Genomic DNA, 2,708 nt, shown 5'->3' with positions numbered 1-2,708 from the left:
CGCCGAGGGACCGGCAGGCCATCCGGCGTCGCCGCTACGGCGTGGGCGTCGGTATCCTCGTCGACAGTCGCGCGCGGCGTCAGCATCTTAGGGTCGGAACTCCTGAGCCGCGGATGAGTGTCGGGTGACGATGACCTAGGCGCTCGCCGCCGCGCTCGGACGCGCCTTCACGCGGGCGAACCAGTCGGTGATCTTGCCGAACTTGGGGTCCAGCGGCTGGCCGACCGTGGCCCCGAAGTCGAGGAAGGCGAACAGCAGGATGTCGGCCATGGTGAAGTGCTCGCCCGCAATCCACGGGCCTGCGAACTCGCCTTCCAGCCACTCCAGCCCGTCCTGGGCGATGGCTTTCAGCCCCGGCGCGGCGTCCGGAAGGCAGCGCATGCGGCTCTGGAACAGCGGCAGGCCCTCGGCAAAGCGGAAGCCGTTGGCCATGGGCTCGCAGACCTTCAGGTCGACGCGGCGGGTCCACATGCGGGTCGCCGCGCGCTCCTCCGCAGTCGTCCCGATCAGCGGCGGGCTCGGCTGACGCTCCTCCAGATATTCGCAGATGGCGGTGATCTCGGTCAGCGTCGAGCCGTCGTCCAGCTCCAGCGCCGGCGTCTGGCCGGCTCGGTTGACGCTGGCGTTGTAGGGCTCGCGCCGGTTCTCCCCGCCCATAAGGTCGACCTTGATGAGCTCTATCTCCAGGCCCTTCTCGGCCAGGAACATCTTCACCACCCGGGGATTCGGCCCGATCGAGGTATGCAGCTTCATGGCGTCTCCTTTGCGTTGAGCCATGCTCTAGGCGGGCGCCGCAATGCGCGTCAACGGCCCGCTGTTAACCACTTTTTTACCGGCGGGCGTGGCGTTTCGACGCAGTTTGGGGTATAGACGCGCCCCATGGCTGATCGACAGTTCAAACCCGACCTGACGGGATCTGGCGAAACGCTCGAGCATCTCCTCGCCCGTCTTCGCTCTAACCTGCGCCGTCCCGTGTGGTCGCGGCGCGATGGCCCCACCGAATGGGAGAGCTTCGTCACGTCCCGGCGTCCGCCGCGCGGCGCCGGCGGGGCGGAAGCGCCGATCCCGCGCGAAAGACCGGTGCCGGATGCTTACGCGCCGATCTGAGCCAGGCCCGGGGGCCTCGGCCCGCCGGTGGCCCAGTCCAGCAATTCGACCGGATGCACGACCGGCTGGCTGACCGCCGGCGCGATCTGAGCGATGCAGCCGACGTTTCCAGCCGCCACCACGGCCGCGCCGGTACGGACGATATTCGCCGCCTTCCGGGTCCGGAGCCGCCCCGCCAGTTCCGGCTGGAGGATGTTGTAGACCCCCGCCGAGCCGCAGCAGAGGTGACCCTCGGCGATGGGGCGGACGTCGTAGCCGGCCTGACTCAACAGATCCGCCGGACCGGCCTTGATCCCCTGCCCGTGCTGCAGCGAGCAGGGCGCATGATAGGCGACGCTGAGCCCGCCAGGCCGCGTCACCGGCGGCAGCCCGACCTCACTGATGAACTCCAGGATGTCGCGCGCCTTGCCCGCGGCCTGCATCGCATCGGCGTCGCCTCCCAGCCGCTGGCCATAGGCCTTGAGCGTTGTGCCGCAGCCCGCCGCGGTGGTTACGATCGCGTCGAACGGACCAGCCCGGGTCCAGGCCGCCAGGTTCGTCCGCGCAAAGCCCGCCGCCTCGTCCGCCCGGCCCAGATGTTCCGACAGCGCCCCGCAACAGCCCTCGCCCTCGGCCAGCACCACCTCGTAGCCGGCCCGCGCGATCAGCCGCATGGCGGCGGCGCGGATCGACGGCGCCATCTCCGGCTCGACGCAGCCTTGCAGCAGGACCACCCGGCCCCGCGATCGGCCTTCGGGCGGAACGCTACGCGGTGAGGACGCGGCCGGTGCGGCCGGCGGAACGAGCCGCAGCAGTGCGGCGAGCGGCGTCAGTCGCAACGCCTCGAACACAGGCTCCAACGGCCGCGCCAGACGGCCCAGCGCCATCGCCACCCGGAGCCGAGCAGGCCTCGCCAAGACGGCCGGGATTGCCCAGCGCAGCCACCGTTCGCCCAGCGGGCGGCGGTAGTGGGCCTCGATGTGGGCGCGACCGTGGTCGATAAGCTGGGCGTAGTCGACGCCGGAGGGACAGGTCGTCTTGCACGACAGGCAGGAGAGGCAGCGATCGACGTGGGTCACCGTCTCCCTGGACGGCGCGCCGCCGGCTTCCAGCATCGCCTTGATCAGCTCGATCCGCCCTCGCGGTCCGTCGCGCTCGTCGCCCAACAGGACGTAGGTTGGGCAGGTCGCCGTGCAGAAGCCGCAGTGCACGCACTTGCGGATCTCCGCGTGGCTGACGGCAGTATCCGGATCGGCGAGCTGGGCGGGCGTGAACGCGGTCTGCATCAGCCGCCCATCCGGCCGGGGTTCAGGACGCCCTTGGGATCGAAGACACTCCTCACCCGCGCGGTCAGGGCCGCCAGCGCCCCGTCCAGCGGCTCGAAAGCCCCGCCCTGGCCGCGAAAGAGCGTGGCGTGGCCGCCGAGCCCGCGAACGGCGGGCCGCGGGTCGGCGTCCGACAGCAGCCAGACCAGGCCGCCGGCCCAGTCGTAGAGCGTCTCCCCCGCCACCGCCTCGCCGACTTGCCAGCCCGACGCCGGCGGCACAGACACGCGCCACAGACGTCGCGGGTCCTTCCGGAACGCCTCGACCTCGCGGACCTGCAGCCAGAACTCCCGGCTG

3 protein-coding genes are annotated in these 2,708 nt (G+C 70.9%); all 3 read right to left on the bottom strand.

The genetic code is table 11. From position 1 onward, the window contains the following. Nucleotides 1-135: 135 nt before the first annotated feature. On the bottom strand, nt 136-753 hold the full coding sequence (locus E8A12_RS02630; protein WP_293366205.1) for a glutathione S-transferase family protein: 618 nt from the start codon (nt 751-753) through the stop codon (nt 136-138). Nucleotides 754-1,091: 338 nt separating this feature from the next. Continuing rightward, nucleotides 1,092-2,372 carry a glycolate oxidase subunit GlcF gene (glcF, locus tag E8A12_RS02625; RefSeq protein WP_293366204.1) on the bottom strand — a complete coding sequence of 427 codons (1,281 nt, stop codon included), beginning with the start codon at nt 2,370-2,372 and terminating at the stop codon, nt 1,092-1,094. Then, on the bottom strand, nt 2,372-2,708 hold a 337-nt coding region (locus tag E8A12_RS02620), incomplete at its 5' end, for a hypothetical protein (RefSeq protein WP_293366203.1). The genes glcF and E8A12_RS02620, both read right to left, overlap by 1 nt.

The organism is Phenylobacterium sp., from assembly GCF_004799395.1.
Classification (GTDB): Bacteria; Pseudomonadota; Alphaproteobacteria; order Caulobacterales; family Caulobacteraceae; genus Phenylobacterium.
Note: the sequence above shows the minus strand (reverse complement) of the source record. Positions and strands in the feature narration are given on the sequence as shown.